The organism is Pseudomonas sp. R3.Fl (genome assembly GCF_023516765.1).
Lineage (GTDB): Bacteria > Pseudomonadota > Gammaproteobacteria > Pseudomonadales > Pseudomonadaceae > Pseudomonas > Pseudomonas citronellolis.
The window spans coordinates 6,468,124-6,488,707 of the sequence record NZ_JAMGSO010000001.1; the positions used below are offsets into that span (position 1 = coordinate 6,468,124).

Sequence of the window (20,584 nt, forward strand, 5' to 3'; positions counted from 1 at the left end):
CCCGGCATTTCCTCGCCCTATGCTTGGCCGACTGCACCTCCCCATCGAACAACAAGCAACGAGGTTTCCCCATGCGTGAAGTGGTGATCGTCGACAGCGTCCGTACCGGCCTGGCCAAGTCGTTCCGCGGCAAGTTCAACATGACCCGGCCCGACGACATGGTGGCCCACTGCATCGACGCGCTGCTGGCGCGCAACGGCCTGGACCCGCTGCTGGTGGACGACTGCGTGGTCGGCGCCGGCTCCAACGAGGGCGCCCAGGGCCACAACATCGGCCGCAACGCCGCGGTGCTGTCGAAGCTGGGCATCCACGTCGCCGGCATGACCCTCAACCGCTACTGCTCCTCGGGCCTGCAGGCCATCGCCATCGCCGCCAACCAGGTGGCCTCCGGCTGCAGCGACATCCTGGTGGCCGGCGGCGTCGAGTCCATCACCCTGACGGCCAAGTCGCGCAACACCGACCACTTCGTCAACCCGCGCCTGGAAGCGGAATTCCCGGGGATCTACTACCCCATGGGGCAGACCGCCGAGATCGTCGCCCGCCGCTACAACGTCACCCGCGAAGAACAGGACCTCTACGCCCTGCAGAGCCAGCAGCGCACCGCCCGCGCCCAGGCCGAGGGTCTGTTCGATGACGAAATCGTGCCGATGAACGTGCGCTACGCCGTGGAAGACAAGGCCACCGGCGAGAAGAAAGTGGTCGAAGGCGTGGTCGACCGCGACGACTGCAACCGTCCGGACACCACCCTGGAAGGACTCAACTCGCTGAAACCGGTGTTCGCCGAAGACGGCTCGGTGACCGCCGGCAACGCCTCGCAACTCTCCGACGGCGCCTCCATGACCCTGGTGATGAGCCTGGACAAGGCCCTGGAACTGGGCCTCAAGCCCAAGGCCTTCTTCCGCGGCTTCACCGTGGCCGGCTGCGAGCCGGACGAGATGGGCATCGGCCCGGTGTTCTCGGTGCCCAGGCTGCTCAAGGCCCGCGGCCTGCAGATCGACGACATCGACCTGTGGGAACTCAACGAAGCCTTCGCCTCGCAGTGCCTGTACGCGCGCAACCGCCTGGGCATCGACAATGAGAAGTACAACGTCAACGGCGGCTCCATCTCCATCGGCCACCCCTTCGGCATGACCGGCTCGCGCCAGGTCGGCCACCTGGTGCGCGAACTGCAGCGGCGCAACCTGCGCTACGGCATCGTGACCATGTGCGTGGGCGGCGGCATGGGCGCCACCGGCCTGTTCGAAGCGGTCCGCTGAGTCTGGCGGCCGTCCCCACGCTGGAGGGCCGATAGCGAAGCCCCGGCAGCGATGCCGGGGCTTTTTTCGTTGGAGGGGCTTTTCGTAGGAGCGAGGGGGGCGCCTAGCTCTTGCTCGCGAACGGCGTTCTGCCGGCTAGGTTCGGTGTGCGTCCTGAAGAACGCCCTCTCCCTAACCCTCTCCCTGAAGGGAGAGGGGACCGTTCGGTGTGCTCGGGTGTTGCGGCGTTAGCCGGCTACCGCGAAGTTTCCGACTGACGCCAAATCTTCTCTCGGCACGGACAAGCCCCCTCTCCCTTCAGGGAGAGGGCTGGGGAGAGGGAAGGGAGGTCAGTCGATGCACCAATACACCCGGAAACCTCTGTTCGCGAGCAAGCTCGCTCCTACAGAAAAGCCCACCCCGGCACCCCCAAAGAAAAACCCCGGCACCTGGCCGGGGTTCATGACTCGCCTAAAACCCAGACGACACCTACTGCGCCACCCGCGCATACAAGCCGGCGGCCTGCTGCATCCGGTTGATGTACTGCATCACCTCGCGTTCCGCATCGAAGCGGGTGAAGTACGGCCCTTCCAGCGTACCTTCGCGGGTCGAGAAGAAGTACTGGCCATTGACCGCGCTGATCCGGTCGCTCCGATAGTGGGTGCCCGGCTCGCCGTCAGTCACTCGTTTACCGAACATGAAGACACCTCCCACACCTTGCGGGTTAATGATTTCAGTGTAGTCAGGCCGCACGGCGGCGGGGCGCAGGCGACGAATGGGCGGCGGCGCGGGCCCCGGCGGCTATGCTCAATGGCCAGTGGCGCGAGGCCAGGCGGCTGCATGTCTTTTTAGTTATAAGAAAATCGAAATATATTCTTTTTAATGCAATCCGCCCTTGTGCATAGTGAACCCCACACGAACCAGGAGCCCAACCCATGAGTCTGCGCCTCGGCGACATCGCCCCCGACTTCGAACAGGAATCCAGCGAAGGCCGCATCCGTTTCCACGAATGGCTCGGCGACAGCTGGGGCATTCTCTTCTCCCATCCGGCGGACTTCACCCCGGTGTGCACCACCGAGCTGGGCCTGACCGCCAAGCTCAAGAACGACTTCGCCCAGCGCGGCGTCAAGGTGATCGCGCTGTCGGTGGACCCGGTGGAATCCCACGTGAAGTGGATCGACGACATCAACGAAACCCAGAACACCGTGGTCAACTTCCCGATCATCGCCGACGCCGACCGCAAGGTCTCCGAGCTGTACGACCTGATCCACCCGAACGCCAACGACACCCTGACCGTGCGTTCGCTGTTCGTCATCGACCCGAACAAGAAGGTGCGCCTGACCATCACCTACCCGGCCAGCACCGGGCGCAACTTCAACGAGATCCTGCGGGTGGTGGACTCGCTGCAACTGACCGACAACCACAAGGTCGCCACGCCCGGCAACTGGCAGGACGGCGACGAGGTGGTCATCGTCCCCTCGCTGAAAGACGAGGACGAGATTCGCCAGCGTTTCCCCAAAGGCTACCGCGCGGTCAAGCCGTACCTGCGCCTGACCCCGCAGCCCAACCGCTGATTTTCCCGCGGCTGCCCCGCGCAGCCGCACCTGTTCCAAACCACGAGTAGGGTATTCGGCCGGTTCGCCGGCCGCCTTTTTTTCCGTTCCCGCCCGGCCTCGCGCCGCGCTTTGTTTTCCCGCTCTGACTTGCCCGCCACACGGGGAGAAGACGTCAGCCACGCCGCCAAGGAGATCGACCATGGGTCCGTCCACCTGGCGCCGCAGCCTGACCGCCGCTCTCCTGGCGTGTCTGCCGTTCGGCGCCTTCACTGCCACCGCCTCCGCACAAACGCCAAGGGAAGTCCGCCTGGACTACGCCTACTACGCGCCCACCAGCCTGGTGCTCAGGCACTTCGGCTGGCTGGAGCAGGCGCTCAAGCCCCAGGGCACCGAGGTGCGCTGGGTGTTCAGCCAGGGCAGCAACCGCTCGCTGGAATACCTCAACGCCGGCAGCACCGACTTCGCCTCCACCGCGGGGCTGGCCGCGGTGCTCAGCCGCGCCAACGGCAGCCCGCTGAAGACCGTCTACATCGCCTCGCGCCCGGAATGGACCGCGCTGGTGGTGCCCAAGGATTCGCCACTGAAATCCCTGGCCGACCTCAAGGGCCACAAGGTGGCCGCCACCAAGGGCACCGACCCCTACCTGTTCCTGTTGCGCAGCTTGCAGAGCGTCGGCCTGGGCAAGGGCGACGTGGAGATCGTCCACCTGCAGCACCCCGACGGCCGCACCGCGCTGGAGCGCGGCCAGGTGGACGCCTGGGCCGGGCTCGACCCGCACATGGCGGCCAGCGAACTGCAGGCCGGCTCGCGGCTGCTGTACCGCAACGTGAGTTTCAACAGCTACGGCGTGCTCAGCGTCACCGAGCGCTTCGCCAACGAGCAGCCGCAGCTGATCAAGCAGGTCATCGGCGCCTACGAGCGGGCCCGCCACTGGGCCATCGAGCATCCGGAGGAGACCGCCAGGCTGCTGGCCGAGGAGGCCAAGCTGCCGCTGGAAGTGGCCAGGCTGCAGCTCTCGCGCACCGACTTCAGCCAGCCGCTGCCCGGCGCCGAGCAGGTCGCCGCACTCAAGGCCGCCGCGCCCATCCTGGTGGATGAGCAACTGGTGCGCCCCGGCACAGACGTGGCCAAGGTGGTGGACCAGTTGATCGCCCCGCAACTGGCCGGCGAGGTCATCGGCAAGCAGCCCCTGGCCAGGGCGGAATGAGCCATGGGCGTGCCGAGCCAGCCCCTCGACCTGGGCCGTAGCCGCCGCCTGGCCCTGTCGCTGCGGCTGCGCCCGCTGCGCTGGCGGGCCTGGGTGCTGCCGCTGCTGCTGTGCGCCGCGCTGGAGAGCGCTGTGCGCGCCGGCTGGCTGGCGGAGAACCAGATGCCGGCGCCCAGCAGCGTCGCGCTCACCCTCTGGCAACTGGCCCATGGCGAGCTGTGGCAGCACATCGGCGCCAGCCTGGCGCGGGTGGCCAGCGGCTTCGCCATCGGCTCCTTCGCCGCCCTGCTGATCGGCACCTGGGTCGGCCTCAGCCAGCGCGCCGAGGCCTACCTGGAGCCGAGCTTCCAGGCCCTGCGGGCCATCCCCAGCCTGGCCTGGGTGCCCTTGTTGCTGCTCTGGCTGGGCATCGACGAGACGCCCAAGGTGGTGCTCATCGCCCTCGGCGCCTTCTTCCCGGTGTACCTGGCGCTGGTCGCCGGCGTTCGCGGGGTGGACCGCAAATGGGTGGAGCTGGGCCGGCTGTACCACCTGTCCACCTTCGCCCTGGCGCGGCGCATCCTCCTGCCGGCGGCGCTGCCGAGCCTGTTCACCGGGTTGCGCGGCGCCCTCAGCCTGAGCTGGATGTTCCTCGTCGCCGCCGAGCTGATCGCCGCCACCCGTGGCCTGGGCTACCTGCTCAGCGACGGCCGCGAAACCTCGCGGCCGGACATCGTCATCGCCGCCATCCTGGTCCTGGCCGTGCTCGGCAAGCTCAGCGACGGCCTGCTCAAGGCCGTGGAACGCCGCGCCCTGGCCTGGCGCGACAGCTTCGAAGGCCTGGAGGGCAAGGCATGAGCGCGCTGCTGGAACTCAACAACATCCGCAAGAGCTTCGATGGCCTGCGCGTGCTCGACGACGTCAGCCTGGCGCTGGCGCCGGGGGAGGTGGTCAGCCTGCTGGGCCCCAGCGGCTGCGGCAAGAGCACCCTCCTGCGCATCGCCGCCGGCCTGGACGCCGACTTCGCCGGGCAACTGCAGCGCAACCCGTTGCTGGGCTTCGGCCCGGACGGCGAGAGCGGCCGCGGCGGCGGCATCGGCGTGGTGTTCCAGGAGCCGCGCCTGCTGCCCTGGCTGACGGTGGCGCAGAACGTCGGTTTCGCCGACGGCTGGCTCGCCGACGACCAGCGCATCGCCCGGCTGCTGCGCGACGTCGGCCTGGAAGGCAAGGGCGGCCTGCTGCCCAAGCAGCTCTCCGGCGGCATGGCCCAGCGCGCGGCCATCGCCCGCGGGCTCTACGGCCGGCCGCAGGTGCTGCTGCTGGACGAGCCCTTCAGCGCGGTGGACGCCTTCACCCGCCTGCGCCTGCAGGACCTGATCCAGCAACTGGCCCTGGAATACGATATCAGCATCCTGCTGGTCACCCACGACCTCGACGAGGCCTTCTACCTGGGCGACCGCGTGCTGCTCCTGGGCGGCGCCCCGAGCCGCCTGCGCCGCGAGTTCCCGGTGCCCCTGCCACGCCCGCGCGACCGCCGCGCGGTGGAGCTGGCGTATCTGCGGGGAGAGGCGTTGACGGAGTTGCAGCATTCTCACGTTATCTAGATGCCGCAGCGCTTTTTGTAGGAGTGGGGGGGGACGCCTAGTTCTTGCTCGCCAACGGGAGTTACCTGTGGCAGCGGTGTTCTGGGGGGACTCCGCTCCCTCTCCCTAACCCTCTCCCTGAAGGGAGAGGGGACCGTTCGGCGCGCTTGGATGTTCTGGAGTCAGCCGGCAGCACCGAAAGCTTCCGGCGGAAACCTTGCCTTCTCTCGGCACGGACAAGCTCCCTCTCCCTTCAGGGAGAGGGTTGGGGAGAGGGGACGGAGCAACCGGAAACACCATGGCCTCCGGCGAGCACCGTTCGCGAGCAAGCTCGCTCCTACAGTCTTTATTCAAGTTATAAGCAAATGAATAAATAACATTTATTGGAATATCAAAACCCCTGTTAAGGTCTATGCACGTTGGTTAGCGAGCCGGCTTCAAGTCGGCTCTTTCAGTTATAAGGAAGCGTGCAATGTATGTGGTGACCCTCGCCGGCAGTCCGAGCCAGCGCTCCCGTTCCGCGGTCCTGCTGGACGTTGCCCGCCGGTGGCTGCATGAGCGAGGGGTGGAGGTGCGCGCCTACCAGGTGCGCGACTTCGCCGCCGAGGACCTGCTGCATGCCCGCTTCGACAGCCCCCAGGTGCTGGAGCTGCTGGAACAGGTGGCGCGGGCCGACGGCCTGGTGATCGCCACCCCGGTGTACAAGGCCTCCATCGCCGGCGCCCTCAAGGTGCTGCTGGACCTGCTGCCCGAGCGCGCCCTGAGCCACAAGGTGGTGCTGCCCCTGGCCACCGGCGGCAGCAGCGCCCACATGCTCGCCGTGGACTACGCGCTCAAGCCGGTGCTGGCGGCGCTGAAGGCCCAGGAGATGCTCCATGGGGTGTTCGCCGAGGATTCGCAGATCGCCTACGCCACGGCCGATGCGCCGGCGCAGCTGGAGCCGGCCCTGGAGCGGCGCCTGCTGGAGTCCCTGGAACAGTTCCACGGCGCCCTGGCGCGGCGGCCCCGGCCCATCGACCCGAACCTGCTCAGCGAGCGCCTGCTCAAGGCACGCTGGAGTATTTGAAAGAAGCGGCTGCAGGCGGCAAGCGGCAAGCGGCAAGCTGCAAGCTGCAAGAAAAAGCGTGGAGCGCTACCGAGCCTCGAATAGGCAGGTGCGTGACTGCCAGACGACAAGAAATCAGGTCCTCAGCATTCCGCCAACGGGAGCGCAGGTCCGGCGAGCACACAACGACAAAGGAGCATGCAATGCGCAACCTCACTTTGCGTGGTGGACTGGCGGCCCTGCTGATCGCGGCCCTGGCCCACGGCGCCCAAGCCGAAGAACAACCCGGTACCCTGCGTATCGGCTACCAGAAGTACGGCACCCTGGTGCTGCTCAAGGCCCGCGGCACGCTGGAGAAGCGCCTGGCCGAGCAGGGCATCAAGGTGCAGTGGACGGAATTCCCCGGCGGCCCGCAGCTGCTGGAAGGACTGAACGTCGGCAGCATCGACTTCGGCGTCACCGGCGAGACGCCGCCGGTGTTCGCCCAGGCCGCCGGCGCCGACCTGGTCTACGTGGCCAACGAGCCGCCGGCGCCCACCAGCGAGGCCATCCTGCTGCCGAAGGACTCGCCGATCAAATCCGTGGCCGAGCTCAAGGGCAGGAAGATCGCCCTGAACAAGGGCTCCAACGTGCACTACCTGCTGGTGCGCGCCCTGGAGGAGAACGGCCTGAAGTACAGCGACATCCAGCCGGTGTACCTGCCGCCGGCCGACGCCCGCGCCGCCTTCGAGCGCGGCGCCGTCGACGCCTGGGTGATCTGGGACCCGTACCAGGCCGCCGCCGAGAAGCAGCTGCACGCCCGCACCCTGGTCGACGCCCGCGGCCTGGCCGACAACCACCAGTTCTACCTGGCCACCCGCACCTACGCCAAGGAGCACCCGCAGGTGCTGACCACCCTGGTGGAAGAAGTGCGCTCGGTGGGCGAGTGGTCGCAGAAGAACCCCGAGCAGGTCACCGAACAGGTCGCCCCGCTGCTCGGCCTGCCCGCCGACATCACCCTCACCGCGGTCAAGCGCCAGGGCTATGGCGCGCAGTTCATCACCCCCGAGGTGGTGGCCAAGCAGCAGAAGATCGCCGACGCCTTCACCCAGCTGAAGCTGATTCCCAAGGCGCTGAGCATCAAGGACGTGGTCTGGACGCCGCCGGCGGACAGCAAGGCCAAGGTGGCTGCCAGCAACTGACGAGCACGATCACGATGTAGGAGCGAGCTTGCTCGCGAACCCGCCCAGCTTCAGAGCGGCCGGGAGATTTGTTCGCGAGCAAGCTCGCTCCTACGAAGAGCATCACCACATACACGAATCCCATCATCGCGCGGCTACGCCACGCCGGCGCGCTCAATCTGGAGTTATAGCGATGAGCCTCAACATCTTCTGGTTCCTTCCCACCCACGGCGACGGCCATTACCTTGGCACCGCCGAGGGCGCCCGCGCGGTCGACCACGGCTACCTGCAGCAGGTGGCCCAGGCCGCCGACCGCCTCGGTTTCGGCGGGGTGCTGATCCCCACCGGGCGCTCCTGCGAGGACTCCTGGCTGGTCGCCGCCTCGCTGATCCCGGTGACCCAGCGCCTGAAGTTCCTGGTGGCGCTGCGCCCGGGGATCATCTCGCCGACCGTGGCCGCGCGCCAGGCAGCGACCCTGGACCGTCTGTCCAACGGCCGCGCGCTGTTCAACCTGGTCACCGGCGGCGACCCGGACGAGCTGGCCGGCGATGGCCTGCACCTGAACCACGAGGAGCGCTACGAGGCCTCCGTCGAATTCACCCGCATCTGGCGCCGCGTGCTGGAAGGCGAGACCGTGGACTACCCCGGCAAGCACATCCAGGTGCAGGGCGCCAAGCTGCTCTACCCGCCGATCCAGCAGCCGCGCCCGCCGCTGTACTTCGGCGGCTCCTCGGAGGCCGCCCAGGACCTCGCCGCCGAGCAGGTCGAGCTGTACCTGACCTGGGGCGAGCCGCCGGCCGCGGTGGCCGAGAAGATCGCCCAGGTCCGCGAGAAGGCCGCCAAGCAGGGCCGCAGCGTGCGCTTCGGCATCCGCCTGCACGTGATCGTGCGGGAAACCAACGAGGAGGCCTGGAAGGCCGCCGACCGCCTGATCAGCCACCTCGACCAGGACACCATCGACCGCGCCCAGGCCTCGCTCGCCCGCTTCGACTCGGTGGGCCAGCAGCGCATGGCCGCCCTGCACGGCGGCAGCAAGGACAACCTGGAAGTCTCGCCCAACCTCTGGGCCGGCGTCGGCCTGGTGCGCGGCGGCGCCGGCACCGCGCTGGTCGGCGACGGCCCGACCGTGGCCGCGCGGGTCAAGGAATACGCCGAGCTTGGCATCGACACCTTCATTTTCTCCGGCTACCCGCACCTGGAAGAGTCCTACCGCGTCGCCGAACTGCTGTTCCCGCACCTGGACCTCGCCCGCCCGCAGCAGCCCGAGGCCCGCGGCTACGTCAGCCCCTTCGGCGAGATGGTGGCCAACGACATCCTGCCCAAGCAGCAGGCCGCGCAGAGCTGAAGTCGACTTTGTAGGAGCGAGCTTGCTCGCGAACCCCGCGAGCAACCCGGAGAAGCACAAGACATGAAGACAAATACTCTCAACCAAGTGGCCCAGCGCCTGGCGCCCTGGGCCCTGCCGGTGGCCCTGGTGCTGGTCTGGCAGGTGGCGGTGGAGGGCGGTTTCCTCTCCAGCCGCATCCTGCCGGCGCCCAGCGCGGTGGTCGAGGCCGGCTACCAGCTGGTGAAGAGCGGCGAGCTCTGGCAACACCTGGCGATCAGCACTTGGCGCGCCGCCATCGGCTTCGTCATCGGCGGCTCCATCGGCCTGGCCCTGGGCCTGGTCACCGGCCTGTCGAAGTGGGGCGAGCGCTTCCTCGACAGCTCGGTGCAGATGATCCGCAACGTGCCGCACCTGGCGCTGATCCCGCTGGTGATCTTGTGGTTCGGCATCGACGAGTCGGCGAAGATCTTCCTGGTCGCCCTCGGCACCCTGTTCCCCATCTACCTGAACACCTACCACGGCATCCGCAACATCGATCCGGGGCTGCTGGAAATGGCGCGCAGCTACGGCCTGTCCGGCTTCGCCCTGTTCCGCCAAGTGATCCTGCCCGGCGCGCTGCCGTCGATCCTGGTGGGAGTGCGCTTCGCCCTGGGCTTCATGTGGCTGACGCTGATCGTCGCCGAGACCATTTCCGCCAGCTCCGGCATCGGCTACCTGGCGATGAACGCCCGGGAGTTCCTGCAGACCGACGTGGTGGTCCTGGCGATCCTGCTCTACGCCGTGCTGGGCAAGCTGGCCGACCTCGCCGCCCGCGGCCTGGAGCGCGTCTGGCTGCGCTGGCACCCGGCCTACCAGGCCAAGGGAGGTGCGGCATGAACGCCCTCAGCACTCCGCAGAACCTCAAGCAGGGCATCCCGCTGGCGCTGAGCGGCGTGGTCAAGCGTTTCGGCGAGCGCGAGGTGCTCAAGGGCATCGACCTGCGCATCCCCGCCGGCCAGTTCGTCGCCATCGTCGGTCGCAGCGGCTGCGGCAAGAGCACCCTGCTGCGCCTGCTGGCCGGCCTCGACGCCCCCAGCGACGGCCAACTGCTGGCCGGCTCCGCGCCCCTGGAGGAGGCCCGCGAAGGCACCCGCCTGATGTTCCAGGACGCCCGCCTGCTGCCCTGGAAGCGGGTTATCGACAACGTCGGCCTGGGCCTGTCCGGCGACTGGCGCAAGCAGGCCCTGGAAGCCCTGGAAGCGGTGGGCCTGGCCGACCGCGCCCGGGAGTGGCCGGCCAGCCTGTCCGGCGGCCAGAAGCAGCGCGTGGCCTTGGCCCGCGCGCTGATCCACCGGCCGCGCCTGCTGCTGCTGGACGAGCCGCTGGGCGCGCTGGATGCGCTGACCCGCATCGAGATGCAGCGGCTGATCGAGAACCTCTGGCAGCGCCACGGCTTCACCGTGCTGCTGGTCACCCACGACGTCAGCGAGGCGGTGGCCGTCGCCGACCGGGTGATCCTCATCGAGGAGGGCGAGATCGGCCTGGACCTGAACGTCGACCTGGCCCGCCCGCGCTCCCGCGGCTCGGCGCGCCTGGCCGCGCTGGAGGCCGAAGTGCTCGACCGCGTGCTGGCGTTGCCGCCGCTGCCGCCCGAGCCGGAACCCGTATCCCCACTGCCCACGCAACTGCGCTGGGCGCTCTGATCCACCGTTCATCCGTGCACTACCGACATTCCCCATAGGAGAAACGCCATGACCATCAAAGCCATCAACGTCCGCAACCAGTTCAAGGGCACCGTGAAGGAAATCCTCGAAGGCCCGGTACTCTCGGAAATCGACGTGCAGACCGCCGCCGGCATCGTCACCTCGGTGATCACCACCCGCTCCGTGAAGGAACTGGAACTGGCCGTGGGCAGCGAAGTGATCGCCTTCGTGAAATCCACCGAGGTGTCCATCGCCAAGCTGTGAGGCGGGGAGGGCGGCGTTTGCGCTGCCTTGGGTGCGAAAAAAAGGCGGACGCCCCTGTGGAGCGTCCGCCTTTTTCTTTGCCGGCGCGCTCTACATCAGCGCCTGGCGCCGCGCTGCCATGTGCGCGAGGTAGTCGATCAGCTGGTCCAGCTCGGTGTCGTCGAGGGTTTCCGGGGCGAAGCCGGGCATCTTCGCCTGGGGCCAGCGGCGCAGGCTCTGCGGGTCGCGGATGTAGGCGTGGAGGAAGTCCTTGGCGAAGTACTCGGTGGGGCTGTAGGGCTGGTTCAGGTCCGGGCCGAACTGGGCGTCGCCGGCGCCGTTCAGGCGGTGGCAGGCCAGGCAGTGCTTCTGGAACAGGGCGAAGCCGGCCTGCACGTCGGGGCTGGCGTCCTTGGCCGGGACCAGGGCCGGGAAGCGGATTTCCACCGAATCCAGCACACGCAGGCTGCTGACCTGGAAGGGCCATTGCTCCGGGCCGATGGCCGAGGCCTGCGGGTCGGTCCAGACCAGGTAGAAGGGCCCGGCCGAGGGCTTGTCCTGGCCCAGCGGCGGCCAGGGCTTCTTTTCGTCCTCGATGGCCAGCCAGGCCCGCGCGCCGTCCTTCTGCAGCAGCGGCGCGGCGGGCAGCTCGGCGGCGAAGCCGTCCAGCGCCACGGCCTGCACGTGGGCGCGGCCGTCCACGCCCTCCAGCAGCGCCGCCAGCGGCACCGCGCGGTAGTGCATGGTGCGCTTGTAGGCCACGTCGTCCTTGATCTCGATGTTGCGCGCCTGGGCGTTGCCCAGCAGCTCGGCGCTGCTCAGCGTGCGCGTGCCGGCGGGCAGCTCCAGGGTCAGTTCGGCGGCGAATACGGTGGGGCAGAGCAGGATCAGCAGCGACAGGATGAAGCGCATGGGCGGGCTCCAGCGATGGGCTGCGCAAACATAGCAGAGGATGCCGACGAACGGCACTGCCACCTGCGCTGCGAGGGCCGCGGCCCCTTGGGCGACGCCGGCTTCGCAGCAGCAGGCGGACGGTTGGCTAGCCGACCAGGCGACTGAGGTTGGGGATGATGAGCACCACTGCGGTAACGAAGACGATCAGGCTGGCCTGCCGCCATTTCTTCGGTTGTTGATCCATCATGATGTTCCCGCCTTTCTTGTTGTTGGCCCGCTCCCGCGCGCTCGTACGACCCGGCGCCGGGTGGCTGTGGCCTTGGCTTGGCATACCGGCCGCTCCGGCAAAACCCGGCAGCGACGTCCCATAGGTACTGCGAAATTTCAGTCTAAGCCCCGGCTGGCGCGGGCTTAGACGATCTGGCAGCAAATCCTATGGTTCCAGGCATATTCCATCTATATGACAAGGCGGTGACGGCTCTGGCCTGCGGCTCGACCGCCCATCCGACCGCCCGTCGGCGCGCAGCCCAGAGCGGTGCGCCAGGCGACCGCCGGTCGCCCGGGCTGAGCGCGGGGGTCAATCCGCCTGAGCGATCCGGTCATTGCCGGCCGCCACCGCGCGGTTAAGGTAGGCCGACACGCTGCCTGCGTGACCTCCACGCCAAGAGAGCACTCCCAAGAGAGAACGCCATGACCGAAGCATTGATTTACGACGCGGTGCGCACGCCCCGCGGCAAGGGCAAGAAGGACGGCGCGCTGTACAGCGTCAAGCCGGTCGACCTGATGGCCGGCCTGCTGCGCGAAGTGCAGCGGCGCAACCAGCTGGACACCGCGCAGGTCGACGACATCGTCCTGGGCTGCGTGACCCCGGTGGGCGACCAGGGCGCCGACATCGCCAAGACCGCCGCGCTGGTCGCCGACTGGGACGAGCAAGTGGCGGGCGTGCAGATCAACCGCTTCTGCGCCTCGGGCCTGGAGGCGGTCAACCTGGGCGCCATGAAAGTGCGCTCGGGCTTCGAGGACCTGGTGCTGGTGGGCGGCGTGGAATCCATGTCGCGCGTGCCCATGGGCTCGGACGGCGGCGCCTGGGCGCTGGACCCGCAAACCAACCTGCACACCAGCTTCGTGCCCCAGGGCATCGGCGCCGACCTGATCGCCACCCTGGAAGGCTTCAGCCGCGCCGACGTCGACGCCTTCGCCCTGCGTTCCCAGCAGAAGGCCGCCAAGGCCCGCGCCGAGGGGCTGTTCGGCAAATCCCTGGTGCCGGTGACCGACCAGAACGGCATCGTCATCCTCGACCACGACGAATTCATCCGCGCCGATTCCACCCTGGAAGGCCTCGGCGCGCTCAAGCCGAGCTTCGAGATGATGGGGCAGATGGGCTTCGACGCCACCGCCCTGCGCAAGTACAGCTACGTCGAGCGCATCGAGCACGTGCACACCCCGGGCAACAGCTCGGGCATCGTCGACGGCGCCGCCGCCATGCTCATCGGCTCCGAGGCCAAGGGCCGCGAGCTGGGCCTGAAGGCCCGCGCGCGGATCGTCGCCACCGCGGTCACCAGCACCGACCCGACCATCATGCTCACCGGCCCCGCGCCGGCCACCCGCAAGGCCCTGGCCAAGGCCGGCCTGCGGGTGGACGAGATCGACCTGTTCGAGGTCAACGAAGCCTTCGCCTCGGTGGTGATGAAGTTCATGAAGGACATGGGCGTGCCGGAGAGCAAGGTCAACGTCAACGGCGGCTCCATCGCCATGGGCCACCCCCTGGGCGCCACCGGCTGCATGATCCTCGGCACCCTGCTCGACGAACTGGAGCGGCGCAACCTGCGCTACGGCCTGGCCACCCTCTGCGTGGGCGGCGGCATGGGCATCGCCACCATCATCGAACGAATCTGAGCCGGGGCAGGGGCTGCGTCGACTGGGTTCCCGCGTGCGCGGGAATGACGGGTGAAGCTCGGTGCTCCCCATCGTCATCCCCGCGAACGCGGGGAACCAGAAACCGGCGTCCCTGCGCCAGCCGTCGAAAAGGATTGAAGAAATGACCGAAGCCATCCGCTACGAAAAGGGCCAGGACAACATCGTCGTCCTGACCATGGACATGCCCGGCCAGAGCGCCAACACCATGAACGGCGCCTACCGCGAGGCCATGGCCGCCACCGTCGCCCGCCTGGAGGCCGAGAAGGACTCCATCGCCGGCGTTATCCTGACTTCCGCGAAGAAGACCTTCTTCGCCGGCGGCGACCTCAACGAACTGATCAAGGTCACCAAGGCCGACGCCCCGGCCTTCTACGCCGGCATCCTGGTGCTCAAGGGCCAGCTGCGCCGCCTGGAGACCCTCGGCAAGCCGGTGGTGGCCGCCATCAACGGCGCGGCCCTGGGCGGCGGCTGGGAAATCTGCCTGGCCTGCCACCACCGCATCGCCCTGGACGAAAGCCACGTGCAGCTGGGCCTGCCGGAAGTCACCCTGGGCCTGCTGCCCGGCGGCGGCGGGGTGGTGCGCATGGTGCGCCTGCTGGGCCTGGAGAAGGCCCTGCCGTACCTCGCCGAAGGCAAGAAGGTGCGCCCGGAACAAGCGCTCAAGGCTGGGCTGATCCACCAGCTGGCCTCCAGCCGCGACGACATGCTGGCCAAGGCCCGCGAATGGATCGCCGCCAACCCCAACGCCAAGCAGCCGTGGGACACGGCCGGCTACAAGATCCCCGGCGGCACCCCGTCCAGTCCGAACGTGGCGCAGATGCTGGCCATCGCCCCGAGCGTGCTGCGCGACAAGACCAAGGGCTGCTTCCCGGCGCCGGAGAAGATCATGTGCGCCGCCGTCGAAGGCGCCCAGGTGGACTTCGACACCGCGCAACTGATCGAGGCGCGCTACTTCACCGAGCTGACCACCGGCCAGGTGGCGAAGAACATGATCGGCACCTTCTGGTTCCAGTTGAACGAGATCAACGCCGGCAAGTCGCGCCCGCAGGGCTACCCGCAACAGCCGACGAAGAAGGTCGGCGTGCTCGGCGCCGGCATGATGGGCGCGGGCATCGCCTACGTCTCGGCCGCCGCCGGTATCGAGGTGGTGCTCAAGGACGTCTCCATCGAAGCGGCGGAGAAGGGCAAGGCCTACTCGGCCGCGCTGCTGGAGAAGAAGGTCGGCAAGGGCCAGATGACCGCCGAGAAGCGTGATGCCTTCCTCGCCCGCATCAAGCCGAGCGCCAGCGAAGCCGACTTCGAGGGCTGCGACCTGATCATCGAGGCGGTGTTCGAGGACCGCGCGCTCAAGGGCAAGGTCACCGCCGCCGCCGAGGCCGCCGCGCTGCCTGATGCAGTGATCGCCTCCAACACCTCGACCCTGCCGATCACCGGCCTGGCCCAGGCCGTGGCGCAGCCGCAGAAGTTCATCGGCCTGCACTTCTTCAGCCCGGTGGACAAGATGCCGCTGGTGGAAATCATCCGCGGCGAGAAGACCGACGACGCCACCCTGGCCCGCGCCTTCGACTACGTCCTGCAGATCAAGAAGACGCCGATCGTGGTCAACGACAGCCGCGGCTTCTTCACCTCGCGGGTGTTCGGCACCTTCACCAACGAAGGCCTGGCCATGCTCGGCGAGGGCGTGCCGGCGGCGATGATCGAGAACCAGGCGCGCCAGGCCGGCATGCCGGTGGGCCCGCTGGCGATCAGCGACGAGGTCTCGCTGAGCCTGATGAGCCACATCCGCGAACAGACCCGCAAGGACCTGGAAGCCGAAGGCAAGGCCCTGCCGCAGCACCCGGCCTTCGCCGTGGTCGACCTGATGCTCAACGAGTACAAGCGCCCGGGCAAGGCGGCCGGCGGCGGCTTCTACGACTACCCGGCCAACGGCAGGAAGCACCTGTGGCCGGAGCTGAAGCAGCGCTTCGAGAAGCCCGACGGCATGATCCCGGCCGAAGACGTGCGCGACCGCATCCTCTTCGTCCAGGCCATCGAGACGGTGCGCTGCGTGGAGGAGGGTGTGCTGCTGTCGACCGCCGACGCCAACATCGGCTCGATCTTCGGCATCGGCTTCGCCGCCTGGAGCGGCGGCGCGCTGCAGTTCATCAACCAGTACGGCCTGCAGGACTTCATCGCTCGCGCGCAGTACCTGGCCGAGCAGTACGGCGAACGCTTCGAGCCGCCGGCGTTGTTGCTGGACAAGGCGTTGCGCAACGAGACCTTCTGAATGGGTTTGGTGTAGGAGCGAGGGGGACGCCTGGTTCTTGCTCGCGAACGGGAGTCTGCCGGAGAGCGCGGTGCCTGGGATCGGCTCCGCTCCCTCTCCCCAGCCCTCTCCCTGAAGGGAGAGGGGGCCAGACCGTGCCGAGATAGGGAATGGTTTCAGCCGGAAATCACCTTGCTTGCCGGTTGACTCGGGAAAACCAGAGCGCACCGAACGGTCCCCTCTCCCTTCAGGGAGAGGGTTAGGGAGAGGGAAAGGCGCCCAGCCCAAACACTGCAGTCCCAGGTGAGCACCATTCGCGAGCAAGCTCGCTCCTACGAAAAGCAAAAGCCAAAGCAGGAATGCGACGCCCCCGAAAACCGGCCCCCCCGCCGGTTTTTTCTTCCCCGCGCCCCCGTAGGATGGCGTTGAGCGCAGCGAAACCCATCACCCCGGACCCACCATGCCCAACCCCCGCCCTGATCGTCATCGACATGCAAGGGCAGGGTCCACGCCATGGCCCTGGGCAACCTGCAGGGCGAGTACGCCTGGGTGCTGGAGACCGCGCAGGCACTGGGGATGACGCGGGACTGCTGAGCAGCCGGTCGCCATCGTTTCCGCCGGCATTGATGCGCGGCGGTTTTTCGGGTATTTCCCCTGAAATTCCGATGCAAGGAATGGCTTTGCCATCTTGTATCGTGAAAAAACAGTGTGTAGTTTTCACGGGGCGTGCAGTTTGTTAAGAAAACGCGCGTTCGTGCCCGCTTAACATCAGGAACCCACCACTACATGTCGCTGCAAATCTGCATTCTGGAAACCGATATCCTGCGTCCCGAGCTGATCGACCAGTACACCGGCTACGGCTGGATGTTCCAGCAGCTGTTCGCCAAGCAACCGGTGCCCGCCGAGTTCAAGGTGTACAACGTGGTGGAGGGCCATTACCCGCCCGACAGCGAGCACTACGACGCCTACCTGGTGACCGGCAGCAAGTACGACTCCTTCGGCGACGAACCCTGGATCCGCAAGCTCAAGGACTACCTGCTGAGCCGCTACGAGCGCGGCGACAAGCTGCTGGGCGTGTGCTTCGGCCACCAGCTGCTGGCCCTGCTGCTGGGCGGCAAGACCGAGCGCGCCGGCCAGGGCTGGGGCGTGGGTATCCATGACTACCGCATCGAAGAGCAGCCGCAGTGGATGCAGCCGCAACTGGACGACCTGACCCTGCTAGTCAGCCACCAGGACCAGGTCACCCAGCTGCCCGAGGGCGCCCGGCGCATCGCCAGCAGCGACTTCTGCCCGAACGCCGCCTACGCCATCGGCGACCAGGTGCTGTGCTTCCAGGGCCACCCGGAGTTCGTCGCCGACTACTCCCAGGCGATCCTCGACCTGCGCCGCGAGATCTTCAGCGAGCCGGTCTACCGGAAGGGCATCGACAGCCTCGACCGCGAGCACCAGGGCGCCACCGTGGCGGAATGGATGATGCGCTTCGTCCAGCTGGGCCGGAAAAAGGACGAGCAGAACGCCGCCTGAGCCCGCCGCGCCCACCAACGCCGCTCCCCGGAGCGGCGTTTTCGTTCACGCGCCGAGGCAAACCGCCTTTCGTAGGAGCGAGCTTGCTCGCGAACAGGTTCCGCAGCGGGGTTTGTTCGCGAGCAAGAACTAGGCGTCCCCTTCGATCCTACGAAGAGCATCCCGCGCAGGATGCCTCCGTAGGATGGGTTGAGCGAAGCGATACCCATCGGGCCATGGTGATGGGTATCGCAAGCTCAACCCATCCTACGCAAGCGCTTTGGCGCGGTCGGCGGGTCAGAGCCAATCCGCCTGCTTGAAGCTGACGTACAGCCCGATGCAGCCGATCACCAGCAGGCCCATCACCAGGAAGTAACCGTAGTGCCAGTGCAGCTCCGGGATGTATTCGAAGTTCATCCCGTAGATGCCGGCCACCGCCGTGGGCAAGCCGAGGATCGCCGCCCAGGCGGCGAACTTGCGCTGCACCACGCTCTGCCGCGAGGACTCCAGCAGCAGGCCGACCTCGATGGTCTGGCTGGCGATGTCGCGCAGCGAGTTGAGGTCTTCCAGCAGGCGGTTGACGTGGATCGCCACGTCGCGGAAGTAGGGGCGCATCTGCTTGTCGATGAAGGGGAAGTCCAGGCGCTGCAGCTCCTGGCAGATCTCCACCATGGGCGCCGCGTAGTGGCGCAGCTTGAGCACCTCGCGGCGCAGGCCGTAGATGCGCTCGATCTCCTCCTGGCTCAGCGAGGTGCGCAGGGCGCGCTGCTCCAGCACCTCGATCTCGCCGCGGATCTCCTCCACCACCGGCTCGTAGTTGCCGACCACGAAGTCGAGCAGGGCGTAGAGCACGAAGTCGGTGCCGTGGGCCAGCAGCAGCGGGCGCGCCTCGCAACGCTGGCGCACCTGCGAGTACGACTGCGAGAAGCCATGGCGGGCGCTGATGATGTAGCCGATGCCGGCGAACAGGTGGGTTTCCACGAACATCAGCCGGCTGTCCGCGCGCACCGGCGAATAGATCACCATGAACAGCGCGTCGCCGAAGGTCTCCAGCTTCGGCCGGCTGTGCTTCTCCAGGGCGTCGGCGATCGCCAGCTCGTGCAGGTTGAATTGCTTCTGCAGGTTCATCAGCTCTTCCGGCGTGGGTTCCTGCAGGCCGGTCCAGACGAAGTGGTCGGGCTGGCAGGCCCAGCGATAGCCCGCCTCCAGCGGGATATCGGCGACCTTCTTGCCCTTGCAGTAGACGGCGGATGCGACGACTCGACCCATGGCGCGTTCTCCCGGCAGGCGGAGGCGGGCGGTGCCGGCGGGCGCCGGCGGCGATCTGCAAAGTATGGGCAAGCTGGCGCAGGCCGCCAGCGCGGGTTCAGGAGTGCGGGCGCAGGCTCTGCTGCAGCACCGCCAGGGCGTTGGGCAGCACTTCGTTGAAACGCTGGAACAGCGCGCTCTTGTCCACGCCGTCCGGCTGGATGTTGCGGGTGAGCTGGAAGCCGCCGCTCAGGGCCAGCGCCACCAGGACCACGATGCTGTACAGGCCGATGCTGGCGAGGGCGCCGTTGCGCAGGGTGCGGGCGGTGGAACGGTGCATGGCGGTGGCTGCCGGAAGTGGGAGTGGGGCCAGTTTCCCAGCAGTCTCGTCGATGGAATAACGAAGTTCGTTGCTTTCAACTATCGGTGGAATTGATGTTTTGCCGCCTGCCGCGAGGGGGATGCGGTCTTGATGCGGGTCAAGGTCCGTGGTGCGGCCAGGCGTAACGTGGAAATAGACGGGAGCGCAAGGCAAGGCTTCCGAGGTACTCCACCGAGCAAGGAAAGATCCATGATTCGAGAAGTTGAAGGCGACATTCTGCTGAGCAAGGCCCAGGTCATCGCCCATGGCATCGCGCCCCAGGACCCGTTCGACAGCGGCCTGGCCCTGGCCCTGCGTGAGCGCTGGCCGTCGCTGGTCCGCGACTACCGTCATGCGGCCCATGCCTCGGCGCCCGCGCCGGGTTCCATCTGGGCCTGGTCGGGGGTGGACGCCGACGGTTCGACCCGCGGCATCGTCAACCTGCTGACCCAGGACATGCAAAGCAGCGGGCGCAGCGCCAAGCCGGCCAAGGCCAGCCTGGAGAACGTCGGGCACTGCTTGCGGGAATTGGCTAAGTATGTTGAGGGGGAGGGCGTTCGCAGCCTGGCGCTGCCGTGCCTGGCCACCGGAGTCGGCGGGCTGGACTGGAAGGACGTGCGACCGTTGCTGGACAGGTATCTCGGCCATCTAGACATCCCCGTAGTGGTCTATGCGGTCTATCGCAAGGGAGTCGCCGCCGACGAGAAGCTCGGCTGAGGCGTGGCCGTCGGAGTGCCGGCGAGCGCCGGTCAGCCCTGGTGGGCGGGGGTAGCGTCGTGCTGCTGGCTGGCGGTCCGCTCGGCCTGGTGCTGCAGCGCGGCCTGGTTCAGGTTGACCATGCGGTTCTGCATCAGCGGCGATTCTTCGGCGAAGCCGGCCTGGGCACCGAGCAGGGTGGCGCTGGCGAGGAGGGCAGTGGCGATCAGTTGGAGTTTCATGATGAACACCTCGTTGGTTGCTTTTCCTGTGGGTTCATCAATAGGTTAACGCGCAATAATTTTTGAAAAAGACTGAACTGGCTTAATCAGTTTTGCCTTTTTCGTAACTATTCGAGGCGCCCCCGTAGGAGCGGGCCCTGCCCGCGAAATCGCGCGCAGGGCGCGCTCCTACAAGAGAATCGCGCCGGAATGGCCGGCTATCGCGGACAAGGTCCGCTCCTACAGGGAATGGTGTGGGGCAGGGTCTTAGCGGCTGTGCCGAGGGGCTCTTCGTAGGAGCGAGCTTGCTCGCGAACAGAGTCCGCAGCGGGGCCACATTCGCGAGCAAGCTCGCTCCTACGAGAAGCCGTGCCCGCCCGTATGGTAGGAGCGGATCTCATCCGCGAACCGCGCCGATATGTCCGGCCATCGCGGACAAGGTCCGCTCCTACGGGGAAACGCCATGCCTAACGGCGAATTGT

The 20,584-nt window shown here is 67.4% G+C and carries 20 protein-coding genes; 15 read left to right on the forward strand and 5 right to left on the reverse strand.

Annotated elements, in window-relative coordinates; genetic code table 11:
- Positions 1 to 71 precede the first annotated feature (71 nt).
- Positions 72 to 1,256, forward strand: coding sequence for a thiolase family protein (locus M8R19_RS28620; protein ID WP_249919607.1), 1,185 nt, complete (start codon positions 72 to 74; stop codon positions 1,254 to 1,256).
- A 468-nt stretch (positions 1,257 to 1,724) separates the two neighbouring features.
- Here M8R19_RS28620 and M8R19_RS28625 read toward each other — a convergent pair whose 3' ends face one another.
- Entirely contained in the window at positions 1,725 to 1,934 is a 210-nt protein-coding gene (locus tag M8R19_RS28625) for a DUF6316 family protein (RefSeq protein ID WP_249919608.1), read from the reverse strand.
- Between the two features lie 236 nt (positions 1,935 to 2,170).
- Between M8R19_RS28625 and M8R19_RS28630 the strand changes: the two genes are divergently transcribed.
- From M8R19_RS28630 to M8R19_RS28675, 10 genes are all read left to right on the forward strand, one after another.
- A complete protein-coding gene (locus M8R19_RS28630) occupies positions 2,171 to 2,809 on the forward strand; it encodes a peroxiredoxin (protein ID WP_249919609.1) in 639 nt (212 codons plus the stop codon).
- Between the two features lie 181 nt (positions 2,810 to 2,990).
- On the forward strand, positions 2,991 to 3,998 hold the full coding sequence (locus tag M8R19_RS28635; protein ID WP_249919610.1) for an aliphatic sulfonate ABC transporter substrate-binding protein: 1,008 nt from the start codon (positions 2,991 to 2,993) through the stop codon (positions 3,996 to 3,998).
- A gap of 9 nt (positions 3,999 to 4,007) precedes the next feature.
- Positions 4,008 to 4,835 carry an ABC transporter permease gene (locus M8R19_RS28640; RefSeq protein WP_249920248.1) on the forward strand — a complete coding sequence of 276 codons (828 nt, stop codon included), beginning with the start codon at positions 4,008 to 4,010 and terminating at the stop codon, positions 4,833 to 4,835.
- On the forward strand, positions 4,832 to 5,581 hold the full coding sequence (locus M8R19_RS28645; protein ID WP_061562107.1) for an ABC transporter ATP-binding protein: 750 nt from the start codon (positions 4,832 to 4,834) through the stop codon (positions 5,579 to 5,581). The genes M8R19_RS28640 and M8R19_RS28645 overlap by 4 nt, the downstream gene beginning before the upstream one ends.
- A 451-nt stretch (positions 5,582 to 6,032) precedes the next feature.
- Positions 6,033 to 6,626 carry an NADPH-dependent FMN reductase gene (gene ssuE / locus M8R19_RS28650; protein ID WP_064582717.1) on the forward strand — a complete coding sequence of 198 codons (594 nt, stop codon included), beginning with the start codon at positions 6,033 to 6,035 and terminating at the stop codon, positions 6,624 to 6,626.
- A gap of 182 nt (positions 6,627 to 6,808) precedes the next feature.
- Entirely contained in the window at positions 6,809 to 7,786 is a 978-nt protein-coding gene (locus tag M8R19_RS28655) for a sulfonate ABC transporter substrate-binding protein (protein ID WP_249919611.1), read from the forward strand.
- Positions 7,787 to 7,958: 172 nt separating this feature from the next.
- The gene (gene ssuD / locus M8R19_RS28660) at positions 7,959 to 9,110 is read left to right on the forward strand and encodes an FMNH2-dependent alkanesulfonate monooxygenase (RefSeq protein ID WP_249919612.1); all 1,152 of its coding nucleotides are present in this window, start codon (positions 7,959 to 7,961) and stop codon (positions 9,108 to 9,110) included.
- A 63-nt stretch (positions 9,111 to 9,173) separates the two neighbouring features.
- Complete coding sequence (ssuC, locus tag M8R19_RS28665) at positions 9,174 to 9,968, forward strand: aliphatic sulfonate ABC transporter permease SsuC (protein WP_043272099.1); 795 nt, start codon at positions 9,174 to 9,176, stop codon at positions 9,966 to 9,968.
- Complete coding sequence (gene ssuB / locus M8R19_RS28670) at positions 9,965 to 10,774, forward strand: aliphatic sulfonates ABC transporter ATP-binding protein (RefSeq protein ID WP_249919613.1); 810 nt, start codon at positions 9,965 to 9,967, stop codon at positions 10,772 to 10,774. Before ssuC ends, ssuB begins: the two co-directional genes overlap by 4 nt.
- A 48-nt stretch (positions 10,775 to 10,822) precedes the next feature.
- Positions 10,823 to 11,038: a TOBE domain-containing protein gene (locus tag M8R19_RS28675; RefSeq protein ID WP_009618813.1), complete on the forward strand. Its 216-nt coding sequence runs from the start codon at positions 10,823 to 10,825 to the stop codon at positions 11,036 to 11,038.
- A gap of 90 nt (positions 11,039 to 11,128) precedes the next feature.
- Here M8R19_RS28675 and M8R19_RS28680 read toward each other — a convergent pair whose 3' ends face one another.
- Positions 11,129 to 11,929, reverse strand: a complete 801-nt coding sequence (locus M8R19_RS28680; RefSeq protein WP_249919614.1) for a c-type cytochrome — start codon at positions 11,927 to 11,929, stop codon at positions 11,129 to 11,131.
- Between the two features lie 672 nt (positions 11,930 to 12,601).
- On the opposite strand from M8R19_RS28680, the gene M8R19_RS28685 reads away from it, so the two are divergent.
- The 3 genes from M8R19_RS28685 (at position 12,602) to M8R19_RS28695 (ending at position 17,597) form a co-directional block, all read left to right on the forward strand.
- Entirely contained in the window at positions 12,602 to 13,807 is a 1,206-nt protein-coding gene (locus M8R19_RS28685) for an acetyl-CoA C-acetyltransferase (RefSeq protein ID WP_074980691.1), read from the forward strand.
- Positions 13,808 to 13,949: 142 nt separating this feature from the next.
- Positions 13,950 to 16,094 (forward strand): 3-hydroxyacyl-CoA dehydrogenase NAD-binding domain-containing protein, encoded by a 2,145-nt coding sequence (locus M8R19_RS28690; RefSeq protein ID WP_249919615.1) that lies wholly within the window; start codon positions 13,950 to 13,952, stop codon positions 16,092 to 16,094.
- A 765-nt stretch (positions 16,095 to 16,859) separates the two neighbouring features.
- Complete coding sequence (locus M8R19_RS28695; protein WP_249919616.1) at positions 16,860 to 17,597, forward strand: amidotransferase; 738 nt, start codon at positions 16,860 to 16,862, stop codon at positions 17,595 to 17,597.
- A gap of 276 nt (positions 17,598 to 17,873) precedes the next feature.
- Here M8R19_RS28695 and M8R19_RS28700 read toward each other — a convergent pair whose 3' ends face one another.
- Together M8R19_RS28700 and M8R19_RS28705 are read right to left on the reverse strand one after the other, a co-directional pair.
- Positions 17,874 to 18,845, reverse strand: a complete 972-nt coding sequence (locus tag M8R19_RS28700) for a magnesium and cobalt transport protein CorA (RefSeq protein ID WP_009618833.1) — start codon at positions 18,843 to 18,845, stop codon at positions 17,874 to 17,876.
- 97 nt (positions 18,846 to 18,942) lie between these two features.
- Positions 18,943 to 19,164 carry a hypothetical protein gene (locus M8R19_RS28705; protein ID WP_058490170.1) on the reverse strand — a complete coding sequence of 74 codons (222 nt, stop codon included), beginning with the start codon at positions 19,162 to 19,164 and terminating at the stop codon, positions 18,943 to 18,945.
- Positions 19,165 to 19,395: 231 nt separating this feature from the next.
- Here M8R19_RS28705 and M8R19_RS28710 point away from each other — a divergent pair, with 231 nt between their 5' ends.
- On the forward strand, positions 19,396 to 19,902 hold the full coding sequence (locus M8R19_RS28710) for a macro domain-containing protein (protein WP_249919617.1): 507 nt from the start codon (positions 19,396 to 19,398) through the stop codon (positions 19,900 to 19,902).
- A 32-nt stretch (positions 19,903 to 19,934) separates the two neighbouring features.
- Here the strand turns inward: M8R19_RS28710 and M8R19_RS28715 are convergent, their stop codons facing one another.
- Positions 19,935 to 20,123: a hypothetical protein gene (locus M8R19_RS28715; RefSeq protein WP_074980716.1), complete on the reverse strand. Its 189-nt coding sequence runs from the start codon at positions 20,121 to 20,123 to the stop codon at positions 19,935 to 19,937.
- Positions 20,124 to 20,584: the final 461 nt, after the last annotated feature.

Excerpts from the sequence above, each read along its gene's own strand:
- M8R19_RS28675 (WP_009618813.1), top strand. The coding sequence starts at position 10,823 with ATGACCATCAAAGCCATCAACGTCCGCAACCAGTTCAAGGGCACCGTG.
- M8R19_RS28695 (WP_249919616.1), top strand. The coding sequence starts at position 16,860 with ATGTCGCTGCAAATCTGCATTCTGGAAACCGATATCCTGCGTCCCGAG.
- M8R19_RS28655 (WP_249919611.1), top strand. The coding sequence starts at position 6,809 with ATGCGCAACCTCACTTTGCGTGGTGGACTGGCGGCCCTGCTGATCGCG.
- M8R19_RS28700 (WP_009618833.1), bottom strand. The coding sequence starts at position 18,845 with ATGGGTCGAGTCGTCGCATCCGCCGTCTACTGCAAGGGCAAGAAGGTC.
- M8R19_RS28715 (WP_074980716.1), bottom strand. The coding sequence starts at position 20,123 with ATGAAACTCCAACTGATCGCCACTGCCCTCCTCGCCAGCGCCACCCTG.
- M8R19_RS28705 (WP_058490170.1), bottom strand. The coding sequence starts at position 19,164 with ATGCACCGTTCCACCGCCCGCACCCTGCGCAACGGCGCCCTCGCCAGC.
- M8R19_RS28630 (WP_249919609.1), top strand. The coding sequence starts at position 2,171 with ATGAGTCTGCGCCTCGGCGACATCGCCCCCGACTTCGAACAGGAATCC.
- M8R19_RS28625 (WP_249919608.1), bottom strand. The coding sequence starts at position 1,934 with ATGTTCGGTAAACGAGTGACTGACGGCGAGCCGGGCACCCACTATCGG.
- ssuE (WP_064582717.1), top strand. The coding sequence starts at position 6,033 with ATGTATGTGGTGACCCTCGCCGGCAGTCCGAGCCAGCGCTCCCGTTCC.
- ssuC (WP_043272099.1), top strand. The coding sequence starts at position 9,174 with ATGAAGACAAATACTCTCAACCAAGTGGCCCAGCGCCTGGCGCCCTGG.
- M8R19_RS28690 (WP_249919615.1), top strand. The coding sequence starts at position 13,950 with ATGACCGAAGCCATCCGCTACGAAAAGGGCCAGGACAACATCGTCGTC.
- M8R19_RS28680 (WP_249919614.1), bottom strand. The coding sequence starts at position 11,929 with ATGCGCTTCATCCTGTCGCTGCTGATCCTGCTCTGCCCCACCGTATTC.
- M8R19_RS28620 (WP_249919607.1), top strand. The coding sequence starts at position 72 with ATGCGTGAAGTGGTGATCGTCGACAGCGTCCGTACCGGCCTGGCCAAG.
- M8R19_RS28685 (WP_074980691.1), top strand. The coding sequence starts at position 12,602 with ATGACCGAAGCATTGATTTACGACGCGGTGCGCACGCCCCGCGGCAAG.
- M8R19_RS28645 (WP_061562107.1), top strand. The coding sequence starts at position 4,832 with ATGAGCGCGCTGCTGGAACTCAACAACATCCGCAAGAGCTTCGATGGC.
- M8R19_RS28635 (WP_249919610.1), top strand. The coding sequence starts at position 2,991 with ATGGGTCCGTCCACCTGGCGCCGCAGCCTGACCGCCGCTCTCCTGGCG.
- M8R19_RS28710 (WP_249919617.1), top strand. The coding sequence starts at position 19,396 with ATGATTCGAGAAGTTGAAGGCGACATTCTGCTGAGCAAGGCCCAGGTC.
- ssuD (WP_249919612.1), top strand. The coding sequence starts at position 7,959 with ATGAGCCTCAACATCTTCTGGTTCCTTCCCACCCACGGCGACGGCCAT.
- ssuB (WP_249919613.1), top strand. The coding sequence starts at position 9,965 with ATGAACGCCCTCAGCACTCCGCAGAACCTCAAGCAGGGCATCCCGCTG.